At 63.6% G+C, this 17,820-nt stretch carries 17 protein-coding genes; 11 read left to right on the top strand and 6 right to left on the bottom strand.

Annotation, left to right across the window (positions count from 1 at the left end):
* Positions 1–62: 62 nt before the first annotated feature.
* On the bottom strand, positions 63–896 hold the full coding sequence (locus tag IX761_RS15195) for an AraC family transcriptional regulator (RefSeq protein ID WP_194790389.1): 834 nt from the start codon (positions 894–896) through the stop codon (positions 63–65).
* 103 nt (positions 897–999) lie between these two features.
* On the bottom strand, positions 1,000–1,344 hold the full coding sequence (locus tag IX761_RS15200) for a VOC family protein (RefSeq protein WP_194790390.1): 345 nt from the start codon (positions 1,342–1,344) through the stop codon (positions 1,000–1,002).
* Between the two features lie 156 nt (positions 1,345–1,500).
* Between IX761_RS15200 and IX761_RS15205 the strand changes: the two genes are divergently transcribed.
* The 6 genes from IX761_RS15205 to IX761_RS15230 all read left to right on the top strand — a co-directional run bounded on the left by IX761_RS15205 (position 1,501) and on the right by IX761_RS15230 (position 5,797).
* Complete coding sequence (locus tag IX761_RS15205; protein ID WP_194790391.1) at positions 1,501–1,995, top strand: GNAT family N-acetyltransferase; 495 nt, start codon at positions 1,501–1,503, stop codon at positions 1,993–1,995.
* Positions 1,996–2,083: 88 nt separating this feature from the next.
* Positions 2,084–2,683, top strand: a complete 600-nt coding sequence (locus IX761_RS15210; protein WP_194790392.1) for a hypothetical protein — start codon at positions 2,084–2,086, stop codon at positions 2,681–2,683.
* An 89-nt stretch (positions 2,684–2,772) separates the two neighbouring features.
* Entirely contained in the window at positions 2,773–3,588 is an 816-nt protein-coding gene (locus IX761_RS15215; RefSeq protein ID WP_194790393.1) for a protein phosphatase 2C domain-containing protein, read from the top strand.
* Positions 3,589–3,957: 369 nt separating this feature from the next.
* Positions 3,958–4,530, top strand: a complete 573-nt coding sequence (locus IX761_RS15220; RefSeq protein ID WP_194790394.1) for a ComF family protein — start codon at positions 3,958–3,960, stop codon at positions 4,528–4,530.
* Positions 4,530–5,225, top strand: coding sequence for a hypothetical protein (locus IX761_RS15225; RefSeq protein WP_194790395.1), 696 nt, complete (start codon positions 4,530–4,532; stop codon positions 5,223–5,225). The genes IX761_RS15220 and IX761_RS15225 overlap by 1 nt, the downstream gene beginning before the upstream one ends.
* A 44-nt stretch (positions 5,226–5,269) precedes the next feature.
* Entirely contained in the window at positions 5,270–5,797 is a 528-nt protein-coding gene (locus IX761_RS15230; RefSeq protein ID WP_194790396.1) for a DUF1993 domain-containing protein, read from the top strand.
* Positions 5,798–6,850: 1,053 nt separating this feature from the next.
* Here the strand turns inward: IX761_RS15230 and IX761_RS15235 are convergent.
* Positions 6,851–8,188, bottom strand: a complete 1,338-nt coding sequence (locus IX761_RS15235) for an OprD family porin (RefSeq protein ID WP_194790397.1) — start codon at positions 8,186–8,188, stop codon at positions 6,851–6,853.
* A gap of 317 nt (positions 8,189–8,505) precedes the next feature.
* On the opposite strand from IX761_RS15235, the gene IX761_RS15240 reads away from it, so the two are divergent.
* Positions 8,506–8,829 (top strand): DUF2790 domain-containing protein, encoded by a 324-nt coding sequence (locus IX761_RS15240; protein ID WP_194790398.1) that lies wholly within the window; start codon positions 8,506–8,508, stop codon positions 8,827–8,829.
* Between the two features lie 15 nt (positions 8,830–8,844).
* Here IX761_RS15240 and IX761_RS15245 read toward each other — a convergent pair whose 3' ends face one another.
* On the bottom strand, positions 8,845–9,573 hold the full coding sequence (locus IX761_RS15245; protein ID WP_194790399.1) for a hypothetical protein: 729 nt from the start codon (positions 9,571–9,573) through the stop codon (positions 8,845–8,847).
* Between the two features lie 309 nt (positions 9,574–9,882).
* On the opposite strand from IX761_RS15245, the gene IX761_RS15250 reads away from it, so the two are divergent.
* From IX761_RS15250 to IX761_RS15260, 3 genes are all read left to right on the top strand, one after another.
* On the top strand, positions 9,883–13,287 hold the full coding sequence (locus IX761_RS15250; RefSeq protein ID WP_194790400.1) for an Ig-like domain-containing protein: 3,405 nt from the start codon (positions 9,883–9,885) through the stop codon (positions 13,285–13,287).
* A 134-nt stretch (positions 13,288–13,421) separates the two neighbouring features.
* Positions 13,422–14,384 carry an SCO family protein gene (locus tag IX761_RS15255; RefSeq protein ID WP_194790401.1) on the top strand — a complete coding sequence of 321 codons (963 nt, stop codon included), beginning with the start codon at positions 13,422–13,424 and terminating at the stop codon, positions 14,382–14,384.
* Between the two features lie 14 nt (positions 14,385–14,398).
* Entirely contained in the window at positions 14,399–14,854 is a 456-nt protein-coding gene (locus IX761_RS15260) for a hypothetical protein (RefSeq protein WP_194790402.1), read from the top strand.
* Between the two features lie 257 nt (positions 14,855–15,111).
* Here IX761_RS15260 and IX761_RS15265 read toward each other — a convergent pair whose 3' ends face one another.
* Both IX761_RS15265 and IX761_RS15270 read right to left on the bottom strand, forming a co-directional pair.
* Positions 15,112–15,798 carry a DUF4225 domain-containing protein gene (locus IX761_RS15265; RefSeq protein ID WP_194790403.1) on the bottom strand — a complete coding sequence of 229 codons (687 nt, stop codon included), beginning with the start codon at positions 15,796–15,798 and terminating at the stop codon, positions 15,112–15,114.
* 32 nt (positions 15,799–15,830) lie between these two features.
* Positions 15,831–16,307 carry an Hcp family type VI secretion system effector gene (locus IX761_RS15270; RefSeq protein WP_194790404.1) on the bottom strand — a complete coding sequence of 159 codons (477 nt, stop codon included), beginning with the start codon at positions 16,305–16,307 and terminating at the stop codon, positions 15,831–15,833.
* Positions 16,308–16,518: 211 nt separating this feature from the next.
* Between IX761_RS15270 and IX761_RS15275 the strand changes: the two genes are divergently transcribed.
* A complete protein-coding gene (locus tag IX761_RS15275; RefSeq protein WP_194790405.1) occupies positions 16,519–17,796 on the top strand; it encodes a bifunctional O-acetylhomoserine aminocarboxypropyltransferase/cysteine synthase in 1,278 nt (425 codons plus the stop codon).
* The last annotated feature ends 24 nt before the right edge of the window (positions 17,797–17,820 follow it).

Below are 17,820 nucleotides of genomic sequence, written 5' to 3' on the forward strand. Positions count from 1 at the left end.
TCCTGGGGTTGCCGGGGTCCCACGAGTCTAGCCCCCCTGCCCGCCTCGACCGCCGCCTGCGATCAACGGCTGGCCAGGGGGATCCACAAATCGACGTAGCCCAGGCCGCGCAGCGGGTCGAAATCCGGGCTGTACAGCTCGAACTCGGGCGCATCGGCCGCCTGGTGGCCCGACGCGGGCAGCCACTGGTGGAACACGGTATGCACCGTCTGGTGGATCATCGACACATGCCCTTGGTGGCGGAACACCGCATAGTCCCGCGCGGGCACCTTGAAGTAGCGAAAGCCCGGCGGCAGGTCGTCGCTGCGGGCCACCTCGACCCCGGCGATGTATTCGAAACTGCCGTCATCGCCAGGGTTGCAGCACACCCCGAAGGTGGCGCCGCCAACCTGGCCGGGCACGCGCCCGACATAGGGGTCGAAGACCTGCCACAGGCCTGGGATGCCTTCGTTGCGTTCGAAGGTGAAACGCCCGCCAAGGCCGGCGATGATGAAGTCGCCGCGATGTTCGAAGCGGGGTTCGGCGAGGGGGATGAAGTCCAGGGTTTTCATGCGCAAAGGCTCCAGCAGGGCAATCGGGTCGTGGGGCTGGCCGCGCACCTGGCTCGGCGCCATGCCGAACAGGTCGCAGAAGGCCCGGGTGAAGGCTTCATGGGAGCCGTAGCCCGCCGCCAGCGCCACTGCCAGGATGTCCGGGCTGCCGCTGCGCAGGGCTTGCGCGGCGCGGCTGAGGCGCCGGGCACGGACGTAGCGCATCACCGGCCAGCCAGTGGCGGCGGCGAACTGCCGCGACAAGGCGAAGGGTGACAGCTGGAAATGCCGGGCGACACGGCCCAGGTCCAGGTCGGTGTCCAGGGCCGATTCGATGTACCACAGGATGTGCTCGATACCACGCATTCCATTGCTCCTCAGTCAGCAGGGCTACCCTAGCAAGGGTGGCCGCACCCGACTTGATCGTTCTTGCGCGCCTCGACCTGAGGCGACCAGCACCAGTGGGCTGTCACTGGTCCCGTAACTGGCTGAAGGCGAGGTGGTAACCGTTGCAGTCTCGTACGCCGAACTCTCGCGAACCGTGGTCCATGTCCTGCAGCGGCCAGATAATCTCTGCACGATCGCGCACTTGCTGGTAATAGCGATCGACATCCTCGACGATCAGATAGAACGTGCCGGAGCAGGCCACCGGCTGTTGCCAGAGGTCCTCGGCGGTGAACACCAGGCTGCAATCGTGCAGGCGCGCGGTGAGGGTCGTTTGCGCAGTGTCGCTGACGCTGAAGCCGAGCACGTCGCGGTAATAGGCACGGGTACTTTCCAGTTCGGAGCAACGCAGAAGCAAGGCAATGGGCATGCTGACCTCGTCGATGTGAGTGGCCTTTGCTGGCGGATCATCACTGCAATCGTTCACGCCGACAAGCGCACTGTATGGCGTAAACGGGGGCGATCTGTGTCTGCCGTGCGCGTGCCCGCGGGCCTAGCATCGACAGCTCCGTCCAGGTGACCCACCATGCACGCGATCCCCGGCAATCTCGACTTCGGCGCGCTGACCGTGCGCCGCCTGCACCCCGCCGACCAGGCGATGATCTGCGCCCACCGCGAAGCGATGTTCCTCGAGGCCGGCGGCGACCCCGCGCGGTTGCGGGCCATGACCACGCACTTCGGCCCCTGGCTGCAACCGCGCCTGGCCGATGGTCGCTACTATGGCTTCGCGCTACTGGATGCTGGCCAGCCCATCGCGGCGATCGGCCTGATGGCCATCGACTGGCCCCCGCACCCGGCCCACCCCGAGCAGGATCAGCGCGGCTATGTGCTCAACGTGTATGTCGAGCCCAGCCACCGCCGCCGCGGCCTGGCCTCGCAATTGATGCGCCTGGCCGAGGCGGAGTTCGGCCAGCGCGGGCTGACGTTCGCCGTGCTGCATGCCACCGATGCCGGCAGGCCGGTCTATCAAGGCCTCGGCTGGATGGCCACCGCCGAGATGGCCAAACCCCTCGAGCGGTGACGCAGGTCAAAGCACAAACCGCTCAAGCTCGCGGTGTGGGCGCCGATACAGCCGCCATGGCGCATTGCCCACTTTCCAAGGAGGAATCATGTTGTTGCGCACCATCCCGGCCATCCTGACCCTGTCGGCCACTTTGCTGCTGGGCGCCTGTGCTTCGGCCCCAGCCCCCATTCCGCCGCTCGGCCCGGTATTGCCGGCCACCGCCGAACGCAGTGCCTGGATCGAGCAAGCCCTGGCCCGGGACACGGTCGCCAGCACCGTGGACAAGGCGATCGCCACCCCCAGCACCGACGCCCTGGTGGCCGAGCTGCGCGAGGAGCGCAAGCTGCCGGTCGGCGATGACTACTGGGCGCTGTACAAGCAGAACATGGAAACCCTGCGCGCCGACATGCTGCGCCAGAAGCAGCGCGTGCGCGCCGCCTACGTCGTTACCTACACCGACCAGCTCAACCGTGCCGACGACCAGACACTGCAACGGCTGGCCAGCGCACCGGACAAACTGGACAAGGCCACCAGCCGTGCCTGGACACAGCGCATGGTCGAGCGTTTCCTGACCTACATGCAGGCGGACAACAAGGGCGCGCTGGTCACCCTCGATGCCCACCTGCAACGCATGGCGTTGATGGACCGGCAGTACAAGATCTGCCAGGTGTACAGCAATTGCTGGGACAAGCCGCTGCCCAAGTGACCACGCCCCGGCAAGCGGTTTGACGCGCGGCGCCACAAGGTTCAAGGTCGGCGTTTCGAGCTGCGATCCATCCTGCTGCGGAGAACACCATGCATTTCGACCTGATCCAGACCCTGAGCCTGGCCGGTAAAGCCGATGTTGCCAACGACGACCGCATCGGCTGCGCCGAGCGCCATGCCTGGGTCATCGACGGCGCCACCGACCTGGGCCCGCCTGGCCTGCTTGGCGAGCGGGGCGGCGCAGCCTGGCTGGCGAGTGCCGCGCAGCGTGCATTCGCCAGTGCCGATGGGGCACTGCAGGGGATCTGCGAGCAGGTCTTCGACAGGTTGGCGAGCGACTATGCCAAGGCACGCCAGCGCGAGCCGCTGGCCCATTGGGAGTTGCCGCGCGCCGCTTTCGCCGCCGTAGCCCTGGAGGGTGAAGAGCTGGTGTGCGCGCACCTGGCCGACTGCGTGGTGCTGCACCGCAGCAGCAGCGGTATCGCGTTTCTCACCCCCGCCCCCGACCGCGAAACCGAACGCGGCGAAGCCATGGCCCTGGGCCCCGGCACCGGTGCCCATGGCGTGCGCACCCCGGCGGTGCTGGCCGACCGTCGCGTCGCGCGCGAACGGCCGCGCGCGGTGCTCGGCGTGGACCCACACGCGTCTCGTGCCGGCACCCTCTACCACCGTGCGGCAGTGGCCAAGGGGGACGAGGTGCTGCTGATGAGTGATGGCTTCGCCGCGTTGTTCGACACCTACCAGGCCTGTGACCCCGCCGGTTTCTTCGAGCGCCTGCACAGCCACGGCCTGGCCGATCTGGCGCGCACCTTGCGCGATATCGAACAAGAGGATGCGGCTTGCCTGCGCTACCCGCGCTTCAAGATGAGCGACGACGCCTCGGCAATCTGGTTGCGGGTGAGTTGATGTGGCCGCTCTGAACCCCATGCCTTTCAAGCGCCTGACGGCTATCGCATGAGGGCGATGTAAGGTTCTCGCCGGACACTTTGCGGCGCCTGCGCGAACTGCCGGTATGCCACATCTGGTATCGCGCCCACCTCGCCGTGAATCATGCCGTGGCCCACATCAACAAGGGTGCTGTCAGCCGAACCCGGGCGAGCAATACCATTCCCGGCAACCACCCTCCCGCCCTTGATCCTCAGAAAAGGACTACATCAATTACGGAAACCATGAAGTCGATTCCAACCAGCGTCGGACGCAACATGTCCTCGCGGCCTACGAAGCGCCGCTGGGACAACCGTCCCACCCCTCGACTCTGGTACAAGGAAGCACGCAATGGTCATCCAGCCCCTCCCCGCCAACCCCGCCTGGGACTGTGGCATCAGCCTGGACAAGCACACCATCAGCAGCACCCCCATCGGCCCGAACGAATACGGCCACATGCAGTTCGACACCCAGCGTACCGCCGTCGGTGAAGCCGTGTTCCGTCTCAAGTACCGCGACGACTACCAGCAGGTCGGTTATCTCGCCCAGGCCGTGGCCACAGCGTTGGCGGGTCAGCGTTTCGACCGCGTCATACCCATGCCCGCCAGCCGCCAGCGCACGCGCCAACCGGTACACGAGGTCGCACGGCAAGTCGCGACGCTGCTGGGCAGCACCTACACCGACCAGGTACTGATCAAGACCTGGAGCACCAGCACGATGAAAGACCTCGATGGCCATGAAGCGCGGGCCAAGGCGCTGGCCGGTTGCTTCACCGTCAACAACACCGTCGCCCCTCCCTGCGATGTGCTGGTGCTGGACGACCTGTTCGACACCGGTGCGTCGCTGCAGGCTGCCTGTACCGCCTTGCGCGAATGCGCTAGCATCCGCGGCATTTCGGTCGTCGCCCTGACACGGAGACAGTAATGCCCAAGGTCTTCATCTCCGGCTCCATCACCATCAAGCAGCTCGCCCCGCAGGTCGAGGCCCGGCTCGACAACATCCGGGCCGCTGGGCTGCAGGTGCTGGTCGGTGATGCGGCCGGCGTGGACAGCGCCATCCAGCGCTACTTCCGCACCCATGACTACGCCGCCGTCACTGTCTACTGCAGCAGTGACACGGCGCGGCACAACCTCGGTGGCTGGCCGCAGCTGCACGTCGAGCCCCCGGCAGGCGCCCGGGGCCGGGCGCTGCACACCGCCAAGGATGTGCGCATGGCCGACGACTGCGACTATGGCTTGATGGTCTGGGACGGCAAGAGCCCCGGCACGCTGAGCAATGTCATCGAGCTGCTCGGGCGCAACAAGAAATCATTGCTGTACCTGTACCCGCACGCACAGTTCCACACCCTCCAGGCGGCCGCCGACCTGCAGGCGCTGGTGGCGCTGATGGACGAACCGGCGCGCCTGGCCGTGGAACGCAAACTCGCCCTGACCGGCAAGCTGAGCCGGCTGCTGGGCAGCACCCGCGACCCGGCAAGTGAGGACGATGCGGCCAGCGTGCAAACGCAGATCGACGAGCACCGCGCGCGCATCGCCTGGCATCAGCAGTGCATCGCCGAGCTACAAGGCAGGCTCGCCAGCCTGGAACCGCTCGACGACCTGTTCGGCCGCCTGCAATAGCGGGGGCTACACTGCCAGTCATGCCCTTCGGACTGGAGCCCGCCATGTCGATCTTCGCCGCCACCATTCCTGCGTTCGCCCAGATGCTCGAGGCCCTGGAGGGGTTTCTCGAAAAGGGCGAGCACCATGTGCTGGCGCAGGGGGGCGATGCCAATGCCCTGTTGCAGGCGCGCCTGGCACCGGACATGCACCCGCTGGCTTCGCAGGTACAGTTCAGTTGTACCCAGGCCATGGAGGCCGTCACCCGCCTCAGCGGCCAGGCCCTGCTACCGGTGGATGCCCCCACCGACTTTGCCCAGGCGCGTGCGCTGATTCAGCGGGCGCGCAAGGCATTGCACGAGGCTGATCGACTGGCTATCGACGATGCGCCCGAGCGGCCACTGACCATCACCCTGCCGGGCGACCTGGTATTCGAGATGAGCAAGGAGCAGTACGTGGTCAACTGGGTGGTGCCGCAGTTCTATTTTCACCTGGTTACGGCTTACGACATCTTGCGTAGCCAGGGGGTGGCGCTGGGCAAGGCGGACTATGTGCGGCATATGTTTGCCTTTCGCAAGGTGCCGGGGGAGTAGGTTCGGGTCGAGGTCGAGGTCGAGGTCGATTTTTAGCGTGTGGGTTTTGTTGATGGGTGAATATCCATTGGCGATGGAGACGCTCATTCACCTTTCCGCCCTTACGGCGGGTAACTTTTTGAAGGATCAAAAAGTCACCAAAAAATCCTTGCTCCATCATCCGGCCCCTACGCTTCGCTCCGGGGTTCCCTCACTCCGGCCTTGCTCCCGCGTGGACGCACTGACGGGCCATCCATGGCCCGGTCAGTGCTCGATGGGCATCCATGCCCATCGCCCCGCTCCGCAAGTCCTACGTTCGGCCTCCTGAAGTCGCGTTTGGCGGTGACTGGGCTATCGCGCGCTTAGAAGCAAGAGCAAGAGCAAGAGCAAGAGCAAGAGCAAGAGCAAGAGCGGATAGTGTTTAATTGTTATTGATCTGTTGTTTGTAATGGCCTGTTCGCCGGCAAGGCCGGCTCCCACGGACGGTGTGCAATTAAAAGTTCGTACACGCGCAGGAGCCGGCTGTGCCGGCGAATGCAATTTAATATCCAACACAACAACCAACTAGCGACAGCAGCGCCAATATAGGCGCCGCCCCTAACTTCGCGACTTCAGGAGGCCGATCGGAGGGCTTGCGGAGGGAGGCGACGGGCATGGATGCCCGTCGAGCACCGATGGGCCATGGATGGCCCTTCGGTGCGTACTCCCGGGAGCAAGACCGGAGTGAGGGAACCCCGGAGCGCAGCGTAGGGGCCGTATGATGGGAGCGAGCGGCTTTGCTTACTTTGGCCAAGACCAAAGTAAGCCGCCGTAAGGGCGGAAAGGTGAATAAGCGTCACCAAAGCAAATGGATATTCACACAACTTCAAAACCAACTAACCAATCCACCAACTAACCAACTAACCAACTAACCAACTAACCAACCAATTCGACCACAAGCCGATCCAATATCACACACAACCCAGCCCTCCCCAGAACCTCATGAAGAACACAAAAAAAGCGCCTCATCGAGGCGCCAAAACATTCACCTGTAACCAAAGGAGCACTTAAGCTTCTGAAGGTGAATTCTCATGATCACAAGATCGACAGCGGATACTCCACGATCAACCGCACCTCATCGAGGTCAGACTCGAACGCCGTAGCCCGCGTGGTAGCCTGGCGCACCCGCAGCGACAGGTCCTTGGCCGCCCCCGTCTGCACCACATACTTGACCTCCACATCACGCTCCCAACGCTTCTGGTCGGTAAGCGGATCGCCATTGCCGTCACGGCGCATGTAGAAAGCGTTGGCGTGGCTGTAGTCGGCGTCGCTGCCGCGCCCATAACGGGTCATGAAACTCAACCCCGGCACCCCATAAGCCGCCATGTTCAAGTCGTATCGCAGCATCCACGAACGCTCCTTCGGCGAGTTGAAATCGCTGTACTGGATGGAGTTGTCGAGGAAGATCGAATCGGACTGGCGCAGGTAGTCGAAGTCATCGTCACCGTTGTTGCGCTGATGCGTGAGCGCCACCGTGTGGGCCCCATAGCGGATACCGAGCTTGGCGCTCCAGATGTCGTTGTCGAACTGGCCCAGGCGCTGGCGCCCTTCATCCTTGGCGTTGTAGAAGTTGAAACCACCGATCAACGCCAGCTCGTCACCCAGCGGCCAGGTCACGCTGGTACCGGCGTAGTACTGGTTCCACACATCCTTCAGACGACTGCCGAACAGGCTGACGCTGACATAGTCGTTGACTGCGTAGTCGCCGCCACCATAGGCAATCCACGGCGAGTCCACCGGGCCACCATAGAAGGTCACGAAATTGTCGCGCAAGTCGCTGGACACCGGCTGGCTCATGGCATGCAGGCGCCCACCCTGCAGGGTCAGGCCCTTGAGGCTGGTGTTCTCCACCGTCACCCCGCGGAAGCTTTCCGGCAACAGGCGCGAGTCGCCGGCCGCCACCACCGGGTTGACCGGGAACACATCGCCCACCCGCAGCACCGTGTCGTACAGGCGCAGCTTGGCGGCGCCGCCGACCTTGCTGTATTCGTCACGGGCCTGACCGTCGCGGTCCACCGGCAGTACGTCGAACGAACTGCGCCCGCCGTTGCGCCCACCCCCGGTGTCGAGCTTCAGGCCTAGCATGGCGAAAGCGTCCACCCCCACACCCACGGTGCCCTGGGTGTAGCCGGACTCGAAGCGGGTGATGATGGCGTGGGCCCAAGCCTCGGAGTAGCCATTGTCGCTGGCCTTGCCGCTGTTATAGGTCGGCGCCGGGCCATCGCGATGGTCGCGGTTGAAGTAGAAATTGCGGTTGAGCACATTCAGGCGGCTGCCCTCGATGAACCCTTCCTGACTGTCGTCGCCAGCCCAGGCCGCGGGGCCCGTCAGCGCCACCAAAGCGGCCAGGGAAAGTGTTGGACCGTTTCTCATCCGATGCTCCTTTGCGGCTGTTGTTTTTTTACGGCCTCGGCGCTGGAGCGTCCCTGGTCTGGCCAAGCGCATGCGCACCCAGCCCCTTCGGCCGAGGCAGATGCTCGCAGGCGCGGGATAACGGCAAGGTGATCGGCAAATTACAATCGCGTCATGCGTGCGCCCTGGGGCGGTTGAGCATGAGCAGTCGGATAGGAGGGCGACGCGGCGCGGCCATGAACCGCCACCTTGCGCAACTGTAACCCTGGCGTCATGCCGCTGTTGGGGGGCACTCATTAGCGTGGGCTACGAAACCTGAACACTTTCGGAGGCTCACCATGCTACGCCCGACCCTCACCGCCCTGCTGCTGGCACTGGCGTGCTCGGCCCAGGCCACGGGCTTCAACGCGCAGCGCAGCGAACAACTGCAGAGCGAACACCAACAGGCCGTGGCGGCCTATGCGGCCAAACGCGCCAAGCCCATGCCGCAGATCGTCGACTACCGCTACGGCATGCCCCTGGACGTCGCACGCTTCGTGCGCCAGTCCGCCGACCCACGCACCTGCGAGGTGGTGCCGCGGCTGATGACGTTCGAAGATAGCCAAGGCACCCTGCGCACCGTGCGCTATGTGATGCAGTCGCAGTGCATCAACAACAAATAACCAGGCCGGCGCCGCTCAGCCGTGAGCGGGCGCCCGACGCGTGCCGGCACGATAGCCCAGCCACAGCACACCGAGCAGCAGTGCGCCCAGCAGCACCATCAGTTCACGGCTGTAGCGCGCGACCAGCGACGGGAAGCCGATCACCTCGCGGTACACCTGGATATCCGCGCTGCCATCGGCGTGGCGGATGCTGATGCCGCCCTGGCGGATCTGCGAATAGTCGGCATCGAAGTACACCCAGACCCGGCTCTCGCCCAGTGCATCGAGGGTCGGAATCTCGATGCTGCTGGTGGGAGCCGGCAGCAACGTGTCGTTGCCCATGGCATCGCGAATCTGCACCAGGCCCTTGGCCGGCAGGCGGATATGCACGTCGTGCAACGGGGTCTGGCGCGGGTTGGCCAGTTCGATCAGCAGCCCGGTGCGGTGGTCCACCAAACCCGCCTCGAAGGGCCGGGCGAACAGTTGCAGGTACGGCGCCTGGGCCAGTTCGACCAGCCTGTCCACCTGCGGATGATTGAGCGCACCATTGCCGACCTCACTGATCAACCCATGCAGGCGCTCGTACTTGAGCAATGCATTGGCCTGGCTGATGCGCTCGTTGAACTGCCCTGGGTAGGTGAGGTGCGAGTAGGTCAGGCGCGCCTCGAGACGGTCGTCGTCGCGTAACCCTGCGAAGAGCGCGGTGGCAATGACCACGACGACCAGCAGGCCCGCGAGGGTTTTACCGACTTTTTCCCAGCTCACCTTGGGGTTCCTTGTTCAACGGGTTTGGCGACAGGCAATGGCGGGCAAAGGGTGCCAAGAAGCCTTGGCCGAGGCAAGGCCTGCACAGGCCTGTAGGGCCGGATTCCCCACCCAGGAGTGGGGGCCTATCCCCAGGTTTGCGGCAAACCCTGAGCGTTACGCGTTCGCATCTTTTGTAACATCTTGAAATATCTGGCCCTTGGCCACCTTCCGTTTGGCACAGTGGTTGCTCATGCCCTGTACAGGGCACGGCGCCATCCGTTCGGGTGGGCAACAGATGCCCGGCTGCACAACACGGGGCATTCCGCAATGAAAAGACCAGCTGCAACATCCCTACAGGTGTTCAGGTTGTCCTCCGTCACGGCGCTGCTGCTCAGCTTCGGGCTGGTTGGCGCGGTTGCCGGATCGCTGGACGACGTGAGCCAACCACCGCCCACCGACCCTTCGGCCTACAGCGACCCGCCCGCCGACCCGGTGGCCGCGGCGGCGGCGCTGGAAGCGCTCAAGAGCATGCCCGAGGCCAACGAAGGTTCGCTGGAGCTGAGCAATGGCGTCTACGGCACCCGCGCCACGGTGACCACCGACAACGTGCTGCCACCGGCGCAGCAGACCTCACGCAAGTACCCCACCAACGGCAAGCCCAGCCCGCTGTTCGGGGCCGAGCCGTTCACCCAGCAACTGCTGCTGTTCGAAGAATTTGGCCCGGAAAAGCTCGACCCGGCCACACCGCCCTACGAGCTGACGTTCCCACCACCGATCCTCGGGCCCGCCCCCGCGCAAGACCCGAACATCGTCGCCCGCAGCAGCCCCAACGGCAATGCGCTGGAAGCCTTCCTCACCCAGCCGGGGCTCACGCCCTTCCCGTCGCAGTATGCCAACGTACTCGACCGCAACCCGTGGAAGGCGCAGATCGAGATGTTCCTCAACCGCACCGGCGTGGGTTCGCCCGCCGAAGGGCGGCCGCCAGGAAAAGGCTGGTCGCACCAGCGCTGGAACGAGTTCTACCCACAGGCCGCGTTCAAGACCGCGCAAGCCGGCGCGCGCATCAACCAGGGCCTGCGTGACCGCAAGCAGCTGCACGGCTACAGCAAGGGCGAATTCGGCCCGGGTGGCCTGTACTACCAGACCTCGGACATCCCCACCACCCTGGGGACCACCAAGGGCATCGACACGCGCTTCCACCCGAAAATGCCGCTGCAGAACCACAAGGCGCTGTGGACCTTCGACGGCACCTTCCCAGTGAAGTTGCTGATGGTGCGCTACGGCCAGCCGGTGCTGATGCGCCACTACAACGCCCTGCCGATCGATCCGTCGGCCAACAACGGTTTTGGCCTGCACACCATCTCCACCCACGAGCACAACGGCCACTCGCCGGCCGAGAGCGACGGCTTCGCCAACGCCTACTTCTTCCCCGGCCAGTACTACGACTACCGCTGGCCGATCCAGCTGGCTGGCTACGACACCATCAACACCCGCGCCCAGGACCCGCGCGCAGCGTTCCCCTGCTCGCCGGGCGAAACGTTGTTCGTCAACGATGCCTCGCCAGGCATCAAGACCTGCGAGAACGGCAGCATCAAGATCCGTGGCGACTGGCGCGAGACCATGAGCACCCACTGGTTCCACGACCACATGCTCGATTTCACCGCACAAAACGTCTACAAGGGCAACGCGGTGATGATGAACTACTACTCGGCGCTCGACCGCGGCAACGAGGCCCTGCAGGACGGCGTCAACCTGCGCTTCCCCAGCGGCAGTGCGATGCCCTGGGGCAACCGCGACTATGACGTCAACCTGGTGATCGCCGACAAGGCCTGGGATGCCAACGGCCAGCTGTGGTTCAACCCGTTCAACACCGACGGCTTCCTGGGTGACCAGATCCTGGTCAACTGGCAGTACCAGCCCAAGCTCAAGGTGCGCGCACGCAGCTACCGTTTCCGCATCCTCAACGGCTCGGTGTCGCGCTACTTCAAGTTCGCCCTGGTGCGCGAAGTGGCCGGCAACAGCGGCGAGTTCAAGGGCCCGTCGGGCTCGAATGTGTCCTACAACCGCGTGCCGTTCCACATGATCGCCAACGACGGCAACATCATGGAACACGCTGTGCCGTTCGACGGCACCCTGGACCTCAACGGCAACGGCGACCTGCAGGACAACAACGCCATCCTGCCGCTGCAGGGCATCGCCGAGCGCTACGACATCATCGTCAACTTCGCCAAGAACGGGATCAACGTGGGTGACAAGCTGTACTTCGTCAACCTGATGGAACACGACACCGGCAAGGGCCCGAAACAGCCCATCGCCCTGGCCGACGTGCTGTCGGAGAAGTACAAGGCGGTGATCAAGCAGGCCAGCAACGGCCCGGAATGGGACAAGGGCGACCCTGCGGTCGGCAAGTTCCTGCAACTGGTGGTGCAGCCTTACAGCGGCCAGGACGTGAGCATGAACCCGGCGCTGTATGAGCCCGCCAAGCCCGGCAAGGCCGCAGGCCTGGTGATGATCCCCCTGTCCATCAACCCGGGTGACACCGCCGACCAGGCCAAAATCAAGGCCGCCCGCCACCGCGAGTTCATCTTCGGCCGCTCGGACGGCACCGACAGCACGCCCTGGACCATCAAGACCGACGGCGGCTTCGGCTACACCATGGACCCACGGCGGATCAGCGCCGCCCCGCAGCTGGCCAACGAAGCCACCGATGGCGGTTTCAGCGGCGACGGCACGATGGAGGTGTGGAAGATCAAGAACGGCGGCAACGGCTGGAGCCACCCGGTGCACGTGCACTTCGAAGAAGGGGTGATCCTCAGCCGCGACGGCAAGGCGCCGCCGGAATGGGAGAAGTGGGCGCGCAAGGACGTGTACCGCATCGGACCGGACAGCGACTCCTCGGAGGAGGTGGAAATGGCCATCCGCTTCCGCGAGTTCGCCGGCACCTACATGGAGCACTGCCACAACACCCAGCACGAGGACACCTCGATGCTGCTGCGCTGGGACATCGAGCACCCCGGCCAGTTCCAGCTGATGCCGACGCCCCTGCCCGGCTGGGATGGCGTGCAGTACGTCAGCTCCGCCGCCCTGCCGACCTTCCGCCGCGCCGACGGCGATGACGGTGGCAACAACGACCCCGCCAACAAGCCACCGGTGGCCGTGAACGACAGCGCCGCCACCAGCGCCGGCAAGCCGATCGTGCTCAACGTGCTGGCCAACGACACCGACCCCGACGGCAACCTGCCGCTGACGGTCAGTGGCCTGGCCCAGCCCGACTCAGGCATGGGTGCGGTGAGCAGCAACGGCACCCAGGTGACCTACACCCCGCCGGCCACGGTCGCCAGCCCGTTCACCGCCAGCTTCACCTACCTGGCGCGTGACGCCAAAGGCCTGGAGTCGGTGAACCCGGCCACGGTGAGTGTCGCCGTGTCGCCGGCGGTGGCCGCCGACACGATCCAGGTCAGCAGCGCCACGGTGCAGTTGCGCAGCAACAACCGCTGGACCTGGGATGTGGCCGGCACCACCACGGTAGCCAGCAACAACAGCATCCGCGTGAGCGCCACCACCACCAGCGGCCCGCTGGACCTGGGCCTGGCCACGCTGACCGTCAGCGGCAGCGGCGCACGCTGGAAGCTGTCGGTGACCACCACCGGCAGCGGCCCGGCCTCGCCGCCGACAGTGACGGTGAAATCGGCGCTCGGGCAGGTGGTGACCGCACCGCTGAGCGTCAAGTGAAACAAGGCGGGGGGCGCGCTGCGCCCCTTTCGCCGGCAAGCCGGCTCCCACATCTTTCGCGGTCTCTGTGGGAGCCGGCTTGCCGGCGATGGCCTGCACCGCAGGCCCCATCAGATACCCAAGAGGGTAAGACCATGCCCCGCACCTGGCGCCTGCTGCTCCCCCTGCTGCTCATCCTCAGCCTCCCCTGCGCCCTGCCCCCGACCAGCGCCAGCAGCGAGCCCGACACCCCCTGGGGCGCCAACTACTTCCCCAACATCCCGCTGCTGACCCAGGACGGCAAGCAGGTGCGTTTCTTCGACGACCTGATCAAGGACAAAGTGGTCGCCATCAACTTCATCTTCACCGGCTGCGGCGATTCCTGCCCGGTGGAAACCGCACGCCTGCGCCAGGTGCAGAAACTGCTGGGCGAGCGCGTCGGCCAGGACATCTTCATCTACTCGATCAGCATCGACCCCTACAACGACACCCCCACCACCCTCAAACGCTACGCCGAGAAATTCGCCATCGGCCCCGGCTGGACCCTGCTCACCGGTGAAGCCGCCGACATCGAGCAACTGCGCCGCAGCCTGGGGCTGTACATCGAAGGCCTGGAGAACGGCCGCTCGAAGGACCACAACCTCAGCCTGATCATCGGCAACCAGGCCACCGGCCGCTGGATGAAGGCCTCGCCCTTCGAAAGCCCGTACATCCTCGCCGACCGCCTGGCCAACAGCCTGCACAACTGGAAGCAGGCCAGCGCCAGCAACGACTACAACCAGGCGCCGGAGATTCGCACCCCCAGTGCCGGCGAGCAGCTGTTCCGCACACGGTGCTCGTCCTGCCATACCGTTGGCGATGCGGAGCGCGGCGTCACCCGCGGCATCGGGCCGGACTTGCTGGGGGTGACCCGTCAGCGCGAGGAGCAATGGCTGAAACGCTGGATGATGGAACCGGATCGGATGCTGGCGGAGAAAGACCCGCTGGCGATGCTGCTGTATGAGCAGTACAACCAGCTGGCGATGCCCAATATGCGGTTGGGGGAGACCGAAGTGGCGGCGTTGCTGGCGTACCTGGAAGAGGAAACGACGCGGGTGCAGGGGGTGGTGGAGCGGTAGGGTCAGGGGTCATCGTGGCTTTTGAAGGTAGGGTCCCATTTGCGGCGCAGGCGAAGATGAGCGGGTCGCAGACCTGGGAACATCCAGAGGTGGAAGAGGATCATCGGGATGGAAAGCCAGACGACCCAAGGATGATCCAGGAGCACTTCAGGAGGTGGACCAAAGCCACCATGCTCTCCAGGGAATATATTGAAGTAGTAGAAAGCCGCGAACGCGCTGTTGTAAAAATGCCGATAACCTCTTTGCCCTCAGTCAGATCAGCTCCTGAAAGCACCAAAAACAAAAGCGGTGAAGAGATAAAGCTCCATACCACGACCAAAACAAAAACCATAATACTCATTTTCGCCCACCATTACTTAAACAGATCCATATCTTTTTTCCAGCGGAAGCAATTCACATCATTGTTACTGTATTTAGCCCAAAAATGCAGAACCATAAGTAACCACGCAAACCATGCCAGCCACGGATGAAATACCAACACATCCGGCCGCTTATAAACATAAAAGTATTTATCCTGCGCAATTACAGTCATATGCATAAAAGCAAAGATAAAGTTATAAAAAATCACCAAGCCATGCCTGAGATGCTCCTCCCCCCTTTTCGTGACCAAACAACGAAGAAGGCGGGAACCCGCAAGACCGAGTATTGAAAAAGCGACATAAATTAATAGCATACATATCCACCATCTTAAAAATCAAACCTTACTAGCCCCAAGACAGTTCGCAAATTATTGCTTCTCAATTTCCACCCAAATTTGCTGCCCAGTCATCACATCAACCCCAAGTTCAAAAGCTTTGGTTCCAGTCCCCATCGCTCTATATGCTCTTACCTTATCCGAGTCAATGTAATGCCAAAGTCGCCTAGCCCCCGGTGCGATCACCTTTCTTCCAAGCCCGTACGCTGAAAGCCCTAAATCAACCACTCCATAAGCTATATTTCCATGAGAAGCATTGCCACCGACCCGAACCGCCACTTTTTGATAAGCTCTTCTCACAGGCCCTTCAACATCCGAACGCTTTAGATAAATATTAAGGCTATTTTCATACATCGCATTGAAGCCATGAAGCATCATAGGTACCCCAAGCCCGCCACATGCCAACCCTAATGACACCTTGCAGACAGCGACACCTGTCCCTGCGACTAATACACCCGATACGAAACCAGCAACTATCCGCAGATATGTCGATAATTGGTTAACTAGGAGTACATGCTCATCCCTTATCTTTTCCATTCCTTGCGCTGAAGATATCTTTCCCGTCCGAACATCCTCCACAATGCCCTTCCCGACATACGCCATCTCCTGCGTAAACTGCAGCCGCAACATGCCGTCATCCAGGCATCGTGCGGCCACCTCGCAGGCGTATTGCGTCAGCCGCGCCGCCGCATGGCTGACTTCCCAGAAGTCGTCGTCCAACGGGACGTGCTGCTCGTAGTACGCCCTCATTCCTACCCCCAGGTCGCATAGCCGGTAGTCCCCGCCGCGTGGTGTATCCAGGAGATATCCCGATAGCGCAGCGCCAGGTGCTCTTGCGGCTCCTGCTCGTTGAGCAGCACGGCATGGGGCATGGCAACGTTCTGCTGGACGATCACCGCCCCGCCGAGCCTCACCGAGTAGTATTTTTCCTGGAGGCCCGCGGCGCTGGTGCGGTAGAACTGAATGTCGCACTCGACCCGTTCGCCCGCGTCCAGTGCCTGGGCCAACAGAGGGCTGGCCTTGTCGACGAATTTGGTGATATAGACCGGCCGGTGCATTGCGCGCCGGGTGTTGTCGGTATTGATGAGACCATGGTCGAAAGCGAGGACCATGATCTCGTCGCGGTGACCCAATTGGCACTTGTTGCCAATGGAGTCCTGTGTAGAGCAGCCCGCCGAGATCAAACCCTGCAGCGCGCCAGTGATCGACATATATCCGTGATAAGCCATGTTGCGAACTCCCTTGTAAGAGGTTCGCAATCTAATGGCGCACTGTTCGCCTGTATGTCGGACGCTTCCGAAATTACTTCAATGAGAAGTTACCAAGTACGACAGACAGCACGATCACAACTGGAGTACCCCGCCCCTCCGAACGACTTGACCCTCTCGCACCTCGCAGCCCATGCTCAGCCGCTTCCACCCACGCTCAAGGACCGACCGCATGAAGCTGGAAACACTCGCCATCCACGCGGGCTTCAGCCCCGACCCGACCACCAGGGCGGTGGCCGTGCCGATCTACCAGACCACCTCGTTCGCCTTCGACGACACCCAGCATGGTGCCGACCTGTTCGACCTGAAGGTGGCTGGCAACATCTACTCGCGCATCATGAACCCCACCAACGACGTGCTCGAGCAGCGCATGGCCGCCCTCGAGGGCGGGGTCGGCGCGCTGGCGGTGGCGTCAGGGATGGCCGCCGTCACCTACGCCATCCAGACCGTCGCCGAAGCCGGCGACAACATCGTCTCGGTGGCCAAGCTGTATGGGGGCACCTACAACCTGCTGGCCCACACCCTGCCGCGCATGGGCATCCACACCCGCTTCGCCGCCCACGACGACATCGCCGCGCTGGAGGCGCTGATCGACGAACGCACCAAGGCGGTGTTCTGCGAGTCCATCGGCAACCCTGCCGGCAATATCGTCGATATCCAGGCCCTGGCCGACGCCGCCCACCGCCACGGCGTGCCGCTGATCGTCGACAATACCGTGGCCACCCCGGTGCTGTGCCGGCCGTTCGAGCACGGCGCCGATATCGTCGTGCATTCGCTGACCAAGTACATCGGTGGCCATGGCACCAGCATTGGCGGCATCGTCATCGACTCGGGCAAGTTCCCCTGGGCCGAGCACAAGGCACGCTTCGCCCTGCTCAACACCCCCGATGCGTCCTACCACGGCGTCACCTACACCGAAGCCTTCGGCACCGCCGCGTTCATCGGCCGCTGCCGCGTGGTGCCGCTGCGCAACACCGGTGCCGCACTGTCGCCGTTCAATGCCTTCCTGATCCTGCAAGGCCTGGAAACCCTGGCCCTGCGTATGGAGCGCCACACCGAGAACGCGCTCAAGGTCGCCCGCTACCTGCAAGGGCATGAACACGTGGCCTGGGTGAAGTACGCAGGCCTGCCCGACCACCCCGAACATGAACTGGCCAAGCGCTACACCGGCGGCAAGCCGGCGGCGATCCTGTCGTTCGGCATCCAGGGCGGCCAGGCGGCCGGTGCGCGGTTCATCGATGCGCTGCAATTGGTGGTGCGCCTGGTGAACATCGGCGACGCAAAATCGCTGGCCTGCCACCCCGCCTCCACCACCCACCGCCAGCTCAACGACGAAGAGCTGGAGAAGGCCGGCGTGCCGCGGGACATGGTGCGCCTGTCGATCGGCATCGAACACAGCGACGACATCATTGCCGACCTCGCGCAGGCGCTGGAAGCCAGCCGCGGTTGATCTGCCCGCGCCCCACCCAATGCC

The organism is Pseudomonas sp. UFMG81, assembly GCF_015354575.1.
Lineage (GTDB): Bacteria > Pseudomonadota > Gammaproteobacteria > Pseudomonadales > Pseudomonadaceae > Aquipseudomonas.